Source organism: Archaeoglobus sp. UBA230 (genome assembly GCA_002507545.1).
Classification (GTDB): Archaea; Halobacteriota; Archaeoglobi; order Archaeoglobales; family Archaeoglobaceae; genus Archaeoglobus.
Genome location: DAVR01000015.1, coordinates 41,873 through 57,919, shown reverse-complemented (window position 1 = coordinate 57,919; position 16,047 = coordinate 41,873). Strand labels below are relative to the sequence as shown.

General features: G+C 46.4%; 17 protein-coding genes. 2 read left to right on the top strand and 15 right to left on the bottom strand.

Features of this window, described 5'->3' with window-relative positions; translation table 11 throughout:
• Window positions 1-203 precede the first annotated feature (203 nt).
• From BP688_RS03835 to sucC, 4 genes are all read right to left on the bottom strand, one after another.
• Complete coding sequence (locus BP688_RS03835) at window positions 204-770, bottom strand: hypothetical protein (RefSeq protein ID WP_290595577.1); 567 nt, start codon at window positions 768-770, stop codon at window positions 204-206.
• Between the two features lie 89 nt (window positions 771-859).
• Complete coding sequence (locus BP688_RS03830; RefSeq protein ID WP_290595579.1) at window positions 860-1,507, bottom strand: SAM-dependent methyltransferase; 648 nt, start codon at window positions 1,505-1,507, stop codon at window positions 860-862.
• Complete coding sequence (sucD, locus tag BP688_RS03825; RefSeq protein ID WP_290623231.1) at window positions 1,504-2,367, bottom strand: succinate--CoA ligase subunit alpha; 864 nt, start codon at window positions 2,365-2,367, stop codon at window positions 1,504-1,506. Before sucD ends, BP688_RS03830 begins: the two co-directional genes overlap by 4 nt.
• A gap of 4 nt (window positions 2,368-2,371) precedes the next feature.
• Complete coding sequence (sucC, locus tag BP688_RS03820; RefSeq protein ID WP_290623233.1) at window positions 2,372-3,505, bottom strand: ADP-forming succinate--CoA ligase subunit beta; 1,134 nt, start codon at window positions 3,503-3,505, stop codon at window positions 2,372-2,374.
• A gap of 104 nt (window positions 3,506-3,609) precedes the next feature.
• Here sucC and BP688_RS03815 point away from each other — a divergent pair, with 104 nt between their 5' ends.
• Together BP688_RS03815 and BP688_RS03810 are read left to right on the top strand one after the other, a co-directional pair.
• Window positions 3,610-4,449: a triphosphoribosyl-dephospho-CoA synthase gene (locus BP688_RS03815; RefSeq protein ID WP_290595585.1), complete on the top strand. Its 840-nt coding sequence runs from the start codon at window positions 3,610-3,612 to the stop codon at window positions 4,447-4,449.
• On the top strand, window positions 4,437-5,015 hold the full coding sequence (locus tag BP688_RS03810) for a DUF447 domain-containing protein (RefSeq protein WP_290624512.1): 579 nt from the start codon (window positions 4,437-4,439) through the stop codon (window positions 5,013-5,015). Before BP688_RS03815 ends, BP688_RS03810 begins: the two co-directional genes overlap by 13 nt.
• Here the strand turns inward: BP688_RS03810 and BP688_RS03805 are convergent.
• The 11 genes from BP688_RS03805 to BP688_RS03755 are packed head-to-tail and all read right to left on the bottom strand — an operon-like array spanning window position 5,012 to window position 16,011.
• The gene (locus BP688_RS03805) at window positions 5,012-6,082 is read right to left on the bottom strand and encodes a Coenzyme F420 hydrogenase/dehydrogenase, beta subunit C-terminal domain (protein WP_290595588.1); all 1,071 of its coding nucleotides are present in this window, start codon (window positions 6,080-6,082) and stop codon (window positions 5,012-5,014) included. The genes BP688_RS03810 and BP688_RS03805 overlap by 4 nt on opposite strands.
• A complete protein-coding gene (locus BP688_RS03800; RefSeq protein WP_290595589.1) occupies window positions 6,079-6,834 on the bottom strand; it encodes a 4Fe-4S binding protein in 756 nt (251 codons plus the stop codon). The genes BP688_RS03805 and BP688_RS03800 overlap by 4 nt, the downstream gene beginning before the upstream one ends.
• Window positions 6,831-7,937 carry an NADH-quinone oxidoreductase subunit NuoH gene (gene nuoH / locus BP688_RS03795; RefSeq protein WP_290595590.1) on the bottom strand — a complete coding sequence of 369 codons (1,107 nt, stop codon included), beginning with the start codon at window positions 7,935-7,937 and terminating at the stop codon, window positions 6,831-6,833. Before nuoH ends, BP688_RS03800 begins: the two co-directional genes overlap by 4 nt.
• Window positions 7,938-7,946: 9 nt before the next feature.
• Window positions 7,947-9,179, bottom strand: a complete 1,233-nt coding sequence (locus tag BP688_RS03790; protein WP_290595592.1) for an NADH-quinone oxidoreductase subunit D — start codon at window positions 9,177-9,179, stop codon at window positions 7,947-7,949.
• Between the two features lie 4 nt (window positions 9,180-9,183).
• Window positions 9,184-10,236 (bottom strand): NADH-quinone oxidoreductase subunit NuoB, encoded by a 1,053-nt coding sequence (nuoB, locus tag BP688_RS03785; protein ID WP_290595594.1) that lies wholly within the window; start codon window positions 10,234-10,236, stop codon window positions 9,184-9,186.
• The gene (gene ndhC, locus BP688_RS03780; RefSeq protein WP_290595596.1) at window positions 10,229-10,603 is read right to left on the bottom strand and encodes an NADH-quinone oxidoreductase subunit A; all 375 of its coding nucleotides are present in this window, start codon (window positions 10,601-10,603) and stop codon (window positions 10,229-10,231) included. Before ndhC ends, nuoB begins: the two co-directional genes overlap by 8 nt.
• Before the next feature lie 3 nt (window positions 10,604-10,606).
• Entirely contained in the window at window positions 10,607-11,821 is a 1,215-nt protein-coding gene (locus tag BP688_RS03775) for an NADH-quinone oxidoreductase subunit N (RefSeq protein WP_290595599.1), read from the bottom strand.
• A complete protein-coding gene (locus BP688_RS03770; RefSeq protein ID WP_290623235.1) occupies window positions 11,818-13,773 on the bottom strand; it encodes an NADH-quinone oxidoreductase subunit 5 family protein in 1,956 nt (651 codons plus the stop codon). Before BP688_RS03770 ends, BP688_RS03775 begins: the two co-directional genes overlap by 4 nt.
• The gene (locus BP688_RS03765) at window positions 13,770-15,233 is read right to left on the bottom strand and encodes a complex I subunit 5 family protein (protein WP_290595603.1); all 1,464 of its coding nucleotides are present in this window, start codon (window positions 15,231-15,233) and stop codon (window positions 13,770-13,772) included. Before BP688_RS03765 ends, BP688_RS03770 begins: the two co-directional genes overlap by 4 nt.
• Window positions 15,230-15,550: a F420H(2):quinone oxidoreductase gene (locus BP688_RS03760; RefSeq protein ID WP_290595605.1), complete on the bottom strand. Its 321-nt coding sequence runs from the start codon at window positions 15,548-15,550 to the stop codon at window positions 15,230-15,232. Before BP688_RS03760 ends, BP688_RS03765 begins: the two co-directional genes overlap by 4 nt.
• Entirely contained in the window at window positions 15,547-16,011 is a 465-nt protein-coding gene (locus tag BP688_RS03755; RefSeq protein WP_290595606.1) for a hypothetical protein, read from the bottom strand. The genes BP688_RS03760 and BP688_RS03755 overlap by 4 nt, the downstream gene beginning before the upstream one ends.
• Between the last annotated feature and the right edge of the window lie 36 nt (window positions 16,012-16,047).

Genomic DNA, 16,047 nt, shown 5'->3' with positions numbered 1-16,047 from the left:
ATCTCCAGACTCCTGAAGATGCCTTCTGGAGCAGGTTGCCGGTAGAGGTGAGGGTGGGTGTTGCTTCAAAGCTTTTCGATGAGGTGTTGGGGGGATGAGTAGGGTTTATAAGGTCAAAAACTTCAGGACTATACATTGCCGTAAACAATGTCTAAAATTTAGCTAAAAAGAATAAAAGCAAAGCAAAAAATCAAAAAATTAGTTTATGTGAAGGCCGCTGGTATTGCCTTCGTCAGCTTTATCAGTGCAACAACATCATGCACCATCGTCTCTGCAAGTGCTCTTGCATATGCCTGCAGTATTGTTTCACCAGCCTGATAGGTGTAGTTTGCGTCGGCCAGAACCTGAGTCTGGTTCTTGAAGAGCATTGCAAGGCCGTAATCGCCGTTTGGATTGCCGAAGACTGTTGAGGCGTTGCTGCCGAGGTAGCTGAAGGCAAGACCCACATACGTTAAGTCTGTGTTGTTGTTCGCGATCGCATCAAGAACTGTTGCTGTAATCTGGTTGTTCCACCCGGCAATCACCAAGCCTCCATATGCAATACCCCAGAGGTTCTGGAACACATACCATCCCAAACCTTGCACAGTTGCAGAGTCATTCGCTGCATTCAGCACATCAAGGAATTTATTGCCGAGTTCAAGATTTGAAATCGTATTCCTCAGCATCGCTGCAGCAAAGTCATTACCCTCCATCTGATAGTTATTCGCAGCCATCGCTGGAGCCATTATTATTATCAGTGCCAGAGCCATACCAACTACCACATACTTCATACTTCACACCTCCTAAACTTCTATCTAACAATAATTTTTGACGAAACCATTGTATTTAAATTTTTTGTTATTAATCAATAATAATGTCTTCAATAATGGTAATTATAATCATTAGAGAGAAGGTAGTAAATCTCTTTCCTGTTCTGAGAAATAATGCAGCCAGAAACTTCAAATTCTCCCCTGAAATCTGCTTCTTCCTTATCTCCAACCTTGTGAACAAACAAAACCTTTCCACCTTTTTTCAGTTTCGGCATAAACCTTCTTAGGGCAATTATGGATGATGAAAAGGGAAGGGTGAGGTCGTGAAGGATTAGGTCAAGCTCTGGAAGAACAGAGATGTCGAACGTGAAGGCATCTGCAATGAACACCTTCACGTTTGGCTTTTGCCTTTCAATTTCCCTCAATTGCTCCTCAAACTCCCTGCTATACTCAATGCCGTAAACCTCCCTCGCCCTCTCACTGGCATAGAGCAAAAACCCTCCGGCTGAACTTCCAATATCCAAAACAACTTCATTGCCAGAAAAGAGATTGAATTTTTCGTCAATCTCCCTGAGCTTCCAGTATCCCCTCGGCCTCTCAGGTTCGAGAACCTCTATTTCCGCATTGAAATCTACTTCCGCTGATGGTTTTGTAATTACAGACCCATTTACCACTACAAAGCCCCGCCTGATTGCTTCCTTCGCCCTGCTTCTCGATGTGAAAAAGCCCCTTTTAACGACCAGAAGGTCGAGCCTCATAGAATTTCAGCCACTATCTCCGCCACCTCCATCGGCGTTTTCCCAACCCTTGCCCCTGCAGATTCGAGAGCTTTAATCTTTGATCGTGCTGTGCCAACACCACCCTCTATAATCGCCCCGGCATGTCCCATCCTTTTGCCAGGAGGAGCTGTTAAACCGGCAACATAGCCAACTACAGGCTTTGACATCTCCCTGATAAACTCTGCAGCTATCTCCTCATCTCTCCCGCCAATCTCGCCAACCATAACCACAGCCTTGGTTTCGTCATCATCTTCAAACAGTCTGAGTATCTCAACAAAGTCTGTGCCAATGATTCTATCCCCCCCAATACCAATCACTGTTGACTGCCCTACACCAAGCTTCGTGAGATTGTAGGCTATCTGATAGGTCAGAGTTCCGCTCCTCGAAACGATTCCCACATTTCCGGGTTTGAATATCTGCACCGGCATGATGCCGAGATGCGACTTTCCCGGACTGATTATTCCCGGACAGTTTGGACCGATGAGCGTTGCTCCAGCCTCCTTAACCCTCCAGTATACCTTCAGCTCATCATGAACAGGAATGCCCTCGGTTATGCAGACTATAACACCCAACCCTGCATCTACAGCCTCCATCACTGCATCAGCAGCAAATGGAGCGGGAACGAAGATAACAGAAGCGTTCGCATCCGTTTCCTTTACAGCCTCCTTAACACTGTCGAAAACTGGCACACTGAGAACCTCCGTACCACCCTTCCCCGGAGTGACGCCTGCAACAATTCTTGTTCCATATTTGAGCATCCTCTCCGTATGGAATTTTCCCTGATATCCAGTTATTCCCTGCACAATAACTCTTGTGTTTTCATCAACGATTATCGCCATTTTATCACCCCAGACTAACCGCCTTCTCTGCTCCCTCCTCCATCGTCTCGACGATGTGGAAGTTGGGTCTGTCTTTTGCAAATTCCTCCATAATTTTCCTCCCCTCTTCCTCGTTTGTGCCTGCAAGTCTCACAACCACGGGAATCTTAACATCGCTCAGTGCCTCAACCAAGCCCTTAGCAACTTCATCACACCTCGTTATTCCCCCAAATATGTTGATGAAGACCACCTTAACGTTTCTGTCACTCAAAATCACATTCATAGCTTCTCTAACTACCTCTTCTGAGGCTCCACCCCCAATGTCGAGGAAGTTTGCCGGCTTCCCACCGTAGAGGTAAATCAAATCCATGGTTGCCATTGCCATTCCAGCTCCGTTTGCAAGTACTCCAACACTTCCATCGAGCTTTACGTAGTTCAAACCCTTCTCCATTGCTACTCTCTCCATCTGATCAGCTTCTGTGTAATCTCTAAGCTCTTCAAGCTCCTTGTGTCTGAACAGAGCACTATCGTCAATGTTCAGTCTTGCATCTGCCGCGACGAGCCCGTCAGGAGTTGCAACGAGTGGATTTATCTCAACAAGCTCCGCCTCGTAGTGAACCATTATTCTATACAGGGTTTTCAGGATTGAAGTAACTTCCCTCCAGTATTCCCTTGGCATTTCGGACTTTATCAAAAGCTCCCTTATCTGATAATCCCATAGACCCCACTTCGGGTTTACTGTAACTCTCGCTATCTTTTCAGGATACTTAACGGCGATCTCTTCAATGTCCATTCCACCAACGGAGCTCAAAATGGCTGCAATACCCTTATTGGCTCTATCTATGGTCAAACCGGCATACATTTCTTGCCTAATGTCAACCATCTCCTCAACATAAATCTTATCAACCACATGGCCTTTGATTACAGAACCGAACATATTCTTGGCTTTTTCAACAGCCTCTTCAACACTATAAACCCTCTTTATTCCACCTGCCTTCCCTCTGCCTCCAACAAGAATCTGCGATTTCAGCACAACTTTCCCACCGAGGTCTTCTGCAATCCTCCTTACATCATCAATGGTAGTCGCAAGTTCTCCCCTTGCAACCTTTATACCATGCTTTGAGAAAATCTGCTTCGCCTGATACTCGTGAAGTCTCATGGAGTTAGTTGTCGAGAAGTAAATTAAATTTCCCATTTCAATCTTTAATTGCACAGGATTGGCAGGCAGAAAGAATTTTTATTGATTGACAAGAAAATCAGAACATGTTCAAAAGCCCCGTTGATGCAGCCATTGCTGCGAGTCTTTCTCTGTTGCTTGAGGTTTCCGGCAACCCCAAAGCGGGGAATGTGGATAGGGAGCATGACCTTGAAGATTTGAAATACGAGCACTTTATTGCCTCCTCGGTAGGAGCTTTTCCAGCTTTTCTGATGGTTGCTGAAAAGGGTAAAATCGGTGAAGGTGTATTTTTAGCGGTTAAGGAGAGCATGAGGTGGCATAAAGCTGAAAACGTTCATTTTGGGGCATTCCTACTTCTCATTCCTCTGATCGCATCTTGGAGAGGGGCTGGAATGAGGAGGATTGCAGAAAAAGCGGTTGGAATGCTTAAAAATACAGGATATGAGGATAGTCTGAGGGTTCTTGAGGCTTTCAAAATGTGTGGTGCGAGGGTTGTAAGGGCTGAGAAGCTGAATCTTCAGAACGAGAAGACCGAGAAGGATATAAGAGAGAAAAAAATAAACCTCTACGAGTGGATGAAAATGGCTCCTGAAGAGAACCTGATAGCCAAAGAGCTTGTTGAAGGTTATAAAATCAGCCTTTACGGAGCAGATTTTATTCTAAACTCGAAAATGGATGTGAACGCAACCATCACTGCACTGTACCATGATCTTCTTTCCAAGTATCCTGATCCACTTATCATGGCAAAGAAGGGAAGAGACTACGCACTGAAAGTTGTGGAGTGGGCAAAAAGTGCGAATGGTAATCTGGAAAAACTCAGAGAACTTGACGAAAGGCTCATAAGGGACGATGCAAACCCCGGAACGATAGCCGACCTTACCGCTTCGTCAATTTACCTCGCAATTTCAGAGGGGTGGAGAATTTGAGACTTGCAGATTTCGGATTCGTTGAGGGAATAAACGAGATAATCGCAATAACCAGAAATGCTGACGGAACCTGGAACACTGCACCGATCGGAGTTATGGTTGAAGACAGCAGTTCGACATCGGCAAAGGCAAGACTCTACAGGTCACATACGAGAGAGAATGTAAAAAGAGAGGGGATTATGTATGCAAACGTTGTATGGGACGCTGAAATCTTCGCCATCGCATCCTTTGACGATCTTGGAGAGAGCTTTTTCGAGAGTCTCAATCCACCAGTATTGAGAAACTCTGCGGGATGGTGCAAATTCAGAGCCATGCTGAAAGGAGCTTATGCTAACCTTGAGCTTCTCGATGGAGAGATTCTGAGGAGAGAAATCAGGACAGTCAATAGAGGATTCAATGCTGTGATTGAGGCTTTGGTTCACGCAACAAGACACGTCATTCTGAAGGATGAGAAGATGAGAAAAGAGTTGCTTGAAAAAATCCTTTATTACAGAGAAATCGCTGAGAAATGTGGGGGAGAGAAGGAAAAAAAGGCATTTAAAGTAATTATGGATAGATTGCGCTAACTCTGCCCTTCCCCTTCCTCTCCCTTCTCCTCTCCCTTCTCTTCCTCCTTCTTCGGAGGCCATGGGTGAATCTTTATTTTGTGGTCACATAGCTTCTGCACTATTTCGAGCTTTGGTTCTCTGAATTCAGCATAGTCCTTCTCCCTGATGTAGTCAAGAATCTCCTTGGCTACATCTGTTCTGACCATCACCGTGGAAAAGCGGTTGGCACTGCCAACACTTCCTACGCTGACGTCACTCTCCACTGCTGCAAAATCCTGACAGACTTTGCAGCCTGAAGGTATTATTTCCTCAAAATCTTTGACGGGAATTCTCACCTTGCTTCCATCCTTCATTTCCACAATAAACTTGCCCTTTTTTATGTCAGTCTTAACGGCATTCCTCAAATCAGCGTTCGCCTTCTCCAGCAAGAAGTTGTATAGATCGTGATGATAGAAGTTTTCGGTGCAGAACAGACCGATTGCAAGTTTAACTCTTTCAAACTTCTTGAAGGCCTTTTGCATTTTTCTCACAGCAGATACCATGCAGGGAGTACCGACAAATCCAACAGCCTCAGATTTAAGCACCGCTTCTTTCAGAGCGGGCAAAACATCAGCATAGCAGTACTTCGTCCCTGTTATCTTGCGGTCGTAAAGTTGCTCTGCCGATTTTATAGTGACGATCTTTGTTCTCCAGTTGGAATCTCTCGCAACAAAAATCGCTCTCTCTATCACACCCATTTCAAGGGCTGAAGCTGTGAACTCAGTAACCATTGCTCCATCCTGCCCGACAAACCTCTTTGACCTTGCTGCCACAATTTCTTTGTACTCGCCAAGCCCACTTAGCGGAGTGTATTCCCATCTCGGGCATACCTTAATGCAAGCTCCACAGTCAACACACTCCTTTATCCAGTTCGGAAAGTCAATGGGGACGTCTCCGGCTGTTATGCCATCAACAGGGCATATTGATGCACAGGCAGCGCAGTGGCAGCATAAACCTGTGTCAATTACCTCAGCCTTCAAATTACCAAAATACTTTTTCTTGTGCTTTTTCTCAGGCAATGGAAACTGCCACTCCCTCGCGATCATTCTCCCACCTCTTCAAGCGTCAGTATCTGCATCGGGCACTGCCTCACGCATAATCCGCATCCCGTGCACAGCTCTGTCTGAACTTCCAAAATACATCCGGTGCCCGTAACCTCTTCTTCTATAGTTATCTCACACCTCTCAACCTTTATTGCATTCTGCGGACAGACGTTTACACACAGCCTGCAGCCAAGACAGTTCTCTGGATCGGCACATGCAGCCTTTCTTGGCTTGACAACGACGGGTTTTGGTGCAACCTCCAGCTTATCCATCTCTTTCTTTCTTACCAGCTTCCAAGTGTTTCTGTCAACGTAATACTCTACCGTCTGAATCTCCTCCCTGACAATTTCAGGAAGCTTAGCTATATGCTTGGCGCTCAGCCTCATCTCCTCCATTGCCTTGAAGGCAATATCATGAACCTTGCTCGTGTTCAAAGCTCCGGTTGGACAGCTATCCACGCAGAAATGACAGAAAATACACTTCGCATAATCTATCCCCGGATAGGCATTTTCAAAGTATTCCATCTGAATTGCATTGGCAGGGCAAATCTGGGCACAGCGGAAGCAGCTTATGCACTTTTCCTTGTCAAAGACGATGAATCCTCTGAAGCATTCAGGATACTTTCTCCTCTCTCTCGGATACTCAACCGTGATTCTGTCGGGCTTGATCGCCTGCCTTACAGCCTCACCGAAGGCTTCAGCATGCCTTTTGAGAGTTTCTACCGGATCAGTCTTAACTTTCTCCAGCCTGATCATGATAACCACACTCCTACAGCCCCTCCAATAATCAGGGCGACAATCGAAAGGGCGAGCATTGAAGTCCAGCCTATTCTCAGAGCCTGATCGAGCCTGTATCTGGCGTAGATTGACCTAACGATTACAAGTATCGAGATCACAACGACTGATTTGATGAAGAGCCATAATGGTCCGTTGAGGTCGCCGAGAAGTGGACAGTAAATCCCACTCCAACCTCCGAGAAACAGTATCGTGAACAGTAATGTCATTATGTATAACTTCTCGTACGCAAGAACCATGACAAGCCCAAAGAGAATCCCCGAATACTCAACGAAAGGCCCAAAGGCTATCTCCTGATCAGCTTCGGGAATCTCAAAGGGCAAACGGGAGGTAGCCATTAACATAGCGATGATATAGACTACGAAAGCAATCGGGTTCAGCAGAACTCCCGGAATCGTGCTCTGTTTCTCAACAGCTATGTAAGCATCACCACTGCCGTATAGGAATATCATCGAAATCACAGCAATAATGAAGGGAACTTCGTAGGCAAAATACATGAAAGCCTCTCTAACTGAACCTATGTAGGCAAATCTGCTGTTGGCTGCCCATCCAATGGCAACGATTGTAATGGGGATCAGAGCAATGAAGGTAACAATTAGCTGGATTGAATAGGGTGTGTATATCCCAACAGCACTGCCAGCAGGAATGAAGAGTATTGGCAACAGCACAGGAATGAAAGCAAGTATCGGAAGCTGGACATAGTAGGGGCGGTGAGCTTCCCTGTGAACAATCGCCTCCTGGAAGAAGTATCTGATACCATCCGCCAAAGCCTGAATGGCTCCTCTGATCGGCCTCGCTACTTCAAGCGGACCGACTCTCCATTGAATCCTTGCGGTGAGCTTTCTTTCATACCAGACGATGTAAAGCAGGTAGAGTGTAAGCACACCCAAACCCGGCATTATCACAACGGCAAAGAAGGGTTTCCAGAGTATTAGAGCCACAAGAATGTTCAGCAAGGGAATCTGCATCAGATAATCTACTATCGGTGCTATCAGCGGGATGTCCATCATGTCCGATGAGAAGATTTCAAAGAAGTAATTCAGTATCTGGAAAATGTCAATCATCTTATCACCTCACCTATCCGCTTCAGGCGGGAAGTATCCAAAGCTACCGTAAATCGCCTGCAAATCTGCCAGTCTTTCACCCTTCATGGACTCCATGAAGCCTCTCAGGTAAAGCCATCCCGGAGTGACTATTCTAACCCTATATGGCACATTGGACTCGCCATCGCTTATTATGCTGTAAATTATCGTCCCCCTTGCTCCTTCTGTGAGTGTTGTGTACTCTCCCGCAGGAAGAACTAAATCATAAAGGCTGTCGTAGAAAGAACCTCTTATGTCCTCTCCATTCTCAGCTATCTGCTCGCTTATAACCCTACCTTCAGGCATCTGCTTGATGCACTGCCTAACAATGCTGAGACTCTGTGCAACCTCATTAACTCTGACGAGAAATCTGTGGTAGCCATCTCCTGCATCCGAGACCGGTATATCCCACGTCAGTTCATCGTAAACCTCGTAGGGTTCGATCTTTCTGACGTCATACTCAACACCACTCGCTCTCAGGAAAGGCCCCACAACGCCGTACTTTATCGCCTCTTCTTTTGTAAGGACTCCAACATCCTTCAGCCTTGCTATAACTGTGGGGTTCTTGATGAATATCCTCTCAAAGGACTTCAGCCTCCTCTCCATTGCCAAGGTCATGTCGTAAATCCATTTAAGCGTTGAATTGTCAACATCTCTCCTTACACCACCAGGAATTATGAAGGAAGACGTAAATCTTGCACCCGTAACTCTTACAAGAGCCTCGCAGATTAGCTCTCTGATTCCGAAGGGATACATGAATCCGGTTGTATGTCCGAGAAAGACTGCAAGGATTGCAGCATCATATAGGTGCGTTCCAACCCTGCACAGCTCTGCAAGCATGGTTCTGATGTATTTTGCCCTCTCAGGAACCTCTATGTCGAGAGCTTCTTCTATCACTCTGATATAGCCAAGATTGAAGTTAGCCGCATCCATTATAGCGGGTCTTTCAACAAGAGGTATGTTCTGGATATACAGTCTATTCTCGGCGAGTTTCTCTATTGACCTGTGAACGTAACCCGGATCGGGAATTACTTCTTGAATAATGTCTCCCTTAACCCTCACGATTAGCCTCATGTGTCCGCTTCCCGGATGCTGGGGGCCAACAAGAATTAGGAAGTCATCGCTTTTGTAGACGTCCTCAACATAAGCTGGAGGTATCGGGATAAACAGAGACCTTAGCTCCTTTGGAGGCTCTACCGGAATGTCAAGCGTATACTCTTCCATATTATCACCTCACGTAAACCTCCTCTTCAAGCTTGAAGTCCTTCCTGAGCGGATATTCAGGAGTATCAGGAGCAAGTAAGAACTTTCTGCCTGTCCACGGGTTTCCTTCGAACACAACACCAAAGAAGTCGTGCATTTCCCTCTCCAAGTAATCAGCACTCGGAAACATCTTTGCAAGGCTCTTGACCCTCGGCTCATCTCTCGGAACGTCGGCAAAGATATTAACTATGACTGGCATCAGCTCCTTCACACTGTAGCTTGAGAAGTGGTATTCAACTATGAACTTATCCTCGTTGGGTACATCCACAACATTTACGTTCTTTACATGATCAAATCCCATATCTCTGAGCTTAAGTGCAGCCTTCGGTATGTAATCCCTCTCAACCTTCACCGCTATCCTGTTTTTGCCAGTGATGGTGACAGACTTAGCCTCAATCTTAGCCCTAAGCTCTTCCACAAGCTTCTCTCCGAAGTCCCATTCCACCTGCTTCGGAACGTTCACCAAGACTGCCGGAGCCTTTGAAACCTTTTTTGGGGATTTTGGAAGCACTCTTGGCTTCCTTCCCGGTTCAAGTGGTATCTCAGGGAAGGTTGCAGATGTTTTTGCCTCTCCCGTTATGATCTTATCCTGAAGTTGCCTTATTCCCCTCAGCAAGGCTTCAGGTGTTGGGGGACAGCCGGGTATGAAGAAATCAACAGGCACAACATCGGAGGGCTTTACCATATGATAGCCATTCCAGAAGAGGCCTCCCTGCAGACCACATGCTCCCATCACAATCACAAACTTTGGATCAGGCATCTGCTCCCATGTGATTCTTAAAACCCTCGCCATTTTCCTTGTAATGGCTCCTTCAACGATGATAAGGTTTGTCTGCCTTGCGATACCGTAGTTGAGTGCTCCAATACGCTCACCATCGTAACCACATGCAAAAGCGTGGGCGAGTTCAGCACCACAGCATGCAGTAACGAGATGAACAGGCCATAAACTCCATCTCGTCCCCCACTTCTTTATCGGGCCAAGTGGCCCTCCTCTTACGAAGTCAATAAATTCATCCATTTATACCACCTCTCAGCTTGGCAATTTCCAGTGAGTAGTTATACGCCACATACAATGCAGGAAGGATCAAAAGGAAGGCGATGATTGTCAATGCAAAAACATCGAGGTTTGGAGTTGCTGAAAATAGCAGCAGGAGGACGAGAATCGGCTCAAAGGCCATGAACATGATCATGAAACCGATGTACTGCATCGGCAAAGTCCACTTCTGAGGTCCGAGTGGTGGGTTACCAGCTTCAAAACGGGAAATCTTTACATCCGTCGGGCGGTATCTCGGCAGTATCTTCGCCAGTATCAGGACTGCAATGTCCGTAATCAGTGCAACTGCGACAAGTATTACCACTATCAGAGTATTTTCGATCAGCGCCATTTTTCACACCCCCCTCATCATTGACATCACATCCACAAACCATGTTGGAGGAATCAGTGTTATCAGCATTGCCAGTGATGCGAATAGCACCACTGCATTTGCAAGCGAGAACTTCCAGCCGGTGCCAAGCAACCTTGCGAGTCTGACGTAATAAGGAACAGAGATTGCCGAGTTAAGCACGAGGATTACGGCGAGCCAGATGTAGCTTGAGAATACCAACGAGTAGATGATGAACAGCTTGCTCCAGAAGCCCATCAGCGGTGGGAGACCGATAAAGGAAAAGGTCAAAAGATAGGCTGTGATTGGCGAAGTTCCACCGTTCTTTATGCTTGTAAAGAAGCCTATCTTTCCGAAAGAGTTCACGAACAACTGAAGAATGCCTCCAGCGATGGCAAAGTAAATGTACTCTTTTCCTGCTGTAATCGCTGCAAAGGTTGCAAGTATATAACCCATATTTGCAACAGTAGAGTAGGCAAGAATTCTGCTCGGATCGTTGGTTGTCAGTGCACCTATGTTTCCAACAAACATTGATGCTGCAGCTATCAAACCTACAACCAGTATCAAAGGCCCGATTGCAGGTGTTGCTGTTGCGACAATTATCTTGTATGCAATTATGAAGGGGACGAATTTGGCAAGCGATGCAACAATTGAAACGGGAATTGGGTCTGCAGAGGAGAAAACGTCTGGCACCCACTCATGCACAGGAGCTATTCCGACCTCCATGCTCAGGCCGACGATCAGCATCAGGAATGCAATCGAGTAGATCATTGAGTTTACACCCACTGAATACAGCAGAACCGCTCCAATCATGAACAGGACTGTGGCGATAACCATGAAAGTTACATACTTTATGCCCACATCAACCTTCATCTCCCTGTCACTGACCATTATCAGCAGATAGGTCGGAACTGAAACAACAACGAACAGTGTGAGCATCACTGCCAAATCGGTAGCGATGAATGCATACAGAGTTGCGATACACATTATCGCAATCATTGCATAATCAACACCCGCTATATGATTCCCCCTTATCACTAAGAGTGAGAATGCATTCAGCAGAGCCACGCCAAAAATCAGTGCCGAGTAGATTGCATTGCCTGAAGCCGCTACAGGGATAATCGCGGCAAGGCTGAGTATGAAGGAAAGTCTGTAATCTTTGTAGCTTAAAGCTGCTGCGATCGTTAAAACAATCAGCGAAACGAGAATTTCCAGCATCATACTATCCACCCCGCTGCAACTGCTACCACCACTATCAGCATCACAAAGCCTATTACTATCCTCAAATACCTCTCAAGGCTACCATTCTGAACAAACCTGATTCCGGCTGAATACACCTCGAACATCTGTGGTATCGCCTGATGACAGGTGAAGTCTATCAGCATGTTACCGTAGTCAACGACCTTTGCAACTGCCCAGCCGATTTTAGGAACGATGTAGTCGTTTAGGAACATCACATACATTCTGTCACTGAAGAACTGTCCAATCGGAGATTCCAGCTGAGGTTTGAAGAGACCTATCGAGTATGCAACGAGCACAATTAGACCAACAGCAAAGGAGGATGGTAAAAGCCCCTCGTGGAAGAACTCAACGAAAGGTTCTTCGTGTGAGGTTAGATAAAGGCCAAGAATTACGATAAGCATTGAAACCATCAACACGTAGGCCGTGCTCATTATCCCCCCACCATGGAGATGCAGATGAACCTTTTTGCCCTTGAAGAAGTTCATGCTCAGGAACTTTCCGAGGAATCCAGAGTAGATTGCTGAAATAGTTACCAGCAGTGCAAGGGGCAGCAGCCCAAACTCATGCTCAAGGTGGTGCATCACACCATCCATTCCTGATTTAACCCAGTAGGCTGTGAAAGGTGGAATTCCTGACAGGAAGATTGTTGCAATCACAGTTGCAACGAAAGCCCATTTCAGCTTTCTCGCCACTTCCATATCACCGCAAAGAAATCTGTCGTGTGTTTCGTGGATGAGGTGACCGGCAACAAGGAAGAGTGTTGCCTTTGCAAATGCGTGGGTGATGAGATACCAGAAGGCAACGAGGACTGCAAATTTACCTATCCAGTAGCTCGCTGCTGCGGAGGCGAACATCAAACCAAGGCTCGACATCGTTGAGGCTGCAAGCAAAACCTTCCTCTCACGCGTGCTCGTTGCAACAAGGGCTGCATAGAGTGACGAAATCAAGCCAAGGAACAATACAAGGATGTAAACGTATTCATAACCCTCCAGATGAAGCTCCCACGGCTGAATGTACCAGCTAAGTCTCATGAAGACATAGGTTCCTGCAGCAACCATCGTCGCTGAATGAAGCAGTGCGCTGACAGTTGTAGGACCGGTCATGGCCGTCATCAACCACTCGCTGAAGGGGAGCTGGGCGGACTTTGTGAATGGGCCCATCAGAAAAGCCGCCATGAGGACTACAATGCCTACAACCCCTATCTTTTCTTCGAGTCCTGCCCATGGAATTTCACTTATGTTCAAATTACCAGTCAAAGCAAACAGCGCACCGAGAGCAAAGAACATTGGCATGTCTCCGATTCTAATTGTCGAAATGGCTCTCCATCCACCCGTGCTGGGTGACCAGAACATGTTTAAGCCAGCAACCTTCCTCTTCAGAACTCCTACATAACTAAGCTCGTCATCATCCCTGAACCAGTGGCCTATCAATCCCCACGAGGCGATTCCAAGACCCTCCCAGCCGATTAAAAGCATAAGCAGATTGTCACTGTAAACGACAAGGAGCATTGATGCCGTAAAGAGGTTGAAGAAGAACCAGTACCAGCCAAGTCTGTAGTCATCCCTCATGTATTCAAGACCATAAACACCGATCAGAAAGGCTATCACAGCAGTCAAAGCGCCCATCAGCTTGCTGAGATAGTCAAAGATGAAGACGAAATTTATGTTGAAATCTGGAAGCCAGTAAACCGTGTATTTTATCGGCTCAGCCTCAGGTGAGAGTTCGCCGACGTTAAAGAGAATGTAGAGTGCTACACAAAGCGAGACAAACAAGCCAAAAACTGAAAGCACTGGCAGCTTTCTTGCCCACTCAGGTCTTGGGTCAATTCCCCACGCTATGGCAATTGGAAAGCTCGCTATAATTGGTGAGAAGAACAACAAGGCGAGAAGCTCGCCCATCATTGGGAGTTCTTCAATCATTCCCTCTGTCATGGCATTCCACCTCCGATTCCGAGAAGAATCTTCATTCCGCTAAGCAGTGCTGTTGATAGCGGGGGGAAAATGAAGGCAACGCTGAAGAAGGCTATTACGTAAAGTGGAAAGTCGAGAAGTTTGCTGAACCGTGGCTTTTCGTAGCCCGCTGGCTGCCCATAGTAGATGATTTTCATTGTGTAGAAGCTGTAAAGACCTGATATTATGAAAACCAAAACAACCGCAAGGATTACAGTGAGATTGAAACCATAAACCTTGGTTAAACCTGCAAGAATGTAGAATTCGCCAAACATCCCTATCGTAAGAATTCCGCTCAGTGTCATGAAGCCAATGAGGGCTGCGTTTGCAATGGTGGGGACGTATTCATGCATTCCCCCCATCTTCGCCACATCTCTGAGGCCATGGAAGGTTGCGATTATCGCACCAGCCGTCATGAAAAGAATGGACTTGCCAAAAGCGTGACTCATATACTGGATTACCACTCCTATGAGACCATAGCTTCCCAAACAGATGGCAATTAAAACGTAGCCCATCTGCGAGACGGTTGAATAGGCGAGCAATCTCTTGTAATCTTTCTGTTTGAAGACCGAGAAGCCAGCGTAAACGCTTGAGATTATGGCGTAGGCAATTATTACGTCTCTGTATTCAACAATGAATGATGGGTCTACGAGATAAACTCTCAAAAGAACGTATCCGGCAAGACCGACAGTTAGTGGACTTAGGAGGGCGCTGACGGGTGTTGGTGCTTCAGCATGCGCCCACGGCAACCAGATATGTGGTCCAAGTCCCGGAAGCTTGACGACCATTCCAAGGAAGATTAGGAGCCATGGTAGAAAGCCTATCGTTGACAGACTGTGAAGAGCCAACGTCTGATTGCTGAATCCCACCATGAGGAATCCAAGTAAAGCCAAAACACCTGCTATGTGAGTCCACACGAAGTAAAGAATTCCCACCCACTGTCTGTTACCGTAACCGTACATGTAGATAAGCAGGAAGGATGCAAGCAGTGAGATTTCGAGGAATATGTAAAGCAGTATCAAGTTGCCAGCGTAAACAAGCCAGAGCATCGAAACGGCGTAGAGGTTGTATAGGAACCAGTATTTTCTGAACTCCCATGTAATGTCCTTAATTTCTCCAGCCTCAACCATCTCCTCAAATCTGTGCTTCATGTATGGCAGGGAATAGAGGGCAACCATCGCAGAGACAAGACAGACTGTGAAGCCGAAGGCGTTGCTTATTGGGTCTGAAAGAAGATAAAAGTCACCTATTGGAGCGTTTAGAGCCAAAATGGGAACTTCGAATTCCTGAAGGGTCAAAAGCAGAGCGAGTATGACAACCATTGGAATGAGGAAGGAGAGAGCAGAAATCCATGTCGCCACCCTTGGCTTTAATGCAGGCAGAACAAATGTGGCAATTAGAGGAATCAGGAGTGATACCACGAGAGAGTATTCGGAAATCATAGGCTATCCCCTCCTACCGCCACTTTCTCAACATCCATTCCTCTCTTCCTCCTGTCAAGGAGTATTATTGCCGTAACCAATACCAGAAGCTCGGTGCTGCTCGTGAAAGCGGTTATAATCACCAACGCATACCCGGTCGCTGGACTAATCGTGAACAGTGGCAATATGGCGAGAAAAACTGCGGCAAACATCAATTCGAGGCTTATAAGCAGTCTGATGAGGTCTTTTGCGGATATCGCTGTTAGATATGCCACCAGAAGAATTGCTCCTGAAACCGTTAAAATTACAGTAAGTTGGGATACATCCACATCTATCACAGGTCAACCCTCCGTGCAAGCTTTATAGCGGAAAGCATCATCAAAACAACGAGCGAAAAGAGGAAAACAACAACAAAGAAGTAATCGCTCGCTACCGCGGGAAATACCCCTTGGCCAGTAATCTCAAGGTCTTGTGTGGCGAATTTATAGTAAGCATAAGCCAGAATACCGAAAACGATCACAACTGGAGCTGTCCAAGCCAGACTCACCTGCCTCGAAGGTCTTGCCCTGTATGTTGCAGCGATTGCAATTGTGACGATACCAACTGCTCCGACGAATATCAGCGCAATTATAACGACCACTGGCTGCAGATTGAACACCGCGTAAATCGCTGCAACGAAAATCATCGTTACCGACATGTACAGTGCTGCGTAGAAGTTATCTCTTGTCAGTAGAACACCGATGGATGATGCAACAGCAAAAATGCCCGCAACAGCAATAATTACTGTTTCGATGTTCATGTCACGAAGTCAAAACCATAAACTAATAAATTTTAC